We start from the raw sequence: 1055 nt of genomic DNA, 5'->3' as shown, positions 1-1055 counted from the left end.
AACACAGTGGACGCGAGCAACTGAGGACAAGCCCTCGGCCTATTAGTACCGGTCACCTCCAGCGGTCACCCGCCTTCCAGATCCGGCCTATCAACCCAGTAGTCTCCTGGGAGCCTTAACCCCTCATGGGGGTGGGAGTCCTCATCTCGAAGCAGGCTTCCCGCTTAGATGCTTTCAGCGGTTATCCCTCCCGAACGTAGCCAACCAGCCATGCCCTTGGCAGAACAACTGGCACACCAGAGGTTCGTCCGTCCCGGTCCTCTCGTACTAGGGACAGCCCTTCTCAAGACTCCTACGCGCACAGCGGATAGGGACCGAACTGTCTCACGACGTTCTAAACCCAGCTCGCGTACCGCTTTAATGGGCGAACAGCCCAACCCTTGGGACCGACTCCAGCCCCAGGATGCGACGAGCCGACATCGAGGTGCCAAACCATCCCGTCGATATGGACTCTTGGGGAAGATCAGCCTGTTATCCCCGGGGTACCTTTTATCCGTTGAGCGACGGCGCTTCCACAAGCCACCGCCGGATCACTAGTCCCGACTTTCGTCCCTGCTCGACCCGTCGGTCTCACAGTCAAGCTCCCTTGTGCACTTACACTCAACACCTGATTACCAACCAGGCTGAGGGAACCTTTGGGCGCCTCCGTTACCCTTTAGGAGGCAACCGCCCCAGTTAAACTACCCATCAGACACTGTCCCTGATCCGGATCACGGACCCAGGTTAGACATCCAGCACGACCAGAGTGGTATTTCAACAACGACTCCACAACCACTGGCGTGGCCGCTTCACAGTCTCCCACCTATCCTACACAAGCCGAACCGAACACCAATATCAAACTGTAGTAAAGGTCCCGGGGTCTTTCCGTCCTGCTGCGCGAAACGAGCATCTTTACTCGTAATGCAATTTCACCGGGCCTATGGTTGAGACAGTCGAGAAGTCGTTACGCCATTCGTGCAGGTCGGAACTTACCCGACAAGGAATTTCGCTACCTTAGGATGGTTATAGTTACCACCGCCGTTTACTGGCGCTTAAGTTCTCAGCTTCGCCACACC

At 56.6% G+C, this 1055-nt stretch carries 1 rRNA gene; it reads right to left on the bottom strand.

What is annotated here, in order from left to right:
- Positions 1-22: 22 nt before the first annotated feature.
- Positions 23-1055: ribosomal RNA gene (locus ACWEFL_RS36135) — 23S ribosomal RNA — on the bottom strand; the annotation flags it as partial.

It is taken from the genome of Streptomyces sp. NPDC004838 (assembly GCF_053600955.1).
This window is presented reverse-complemented; position numbering and strand designations above follow the sequence as displayed.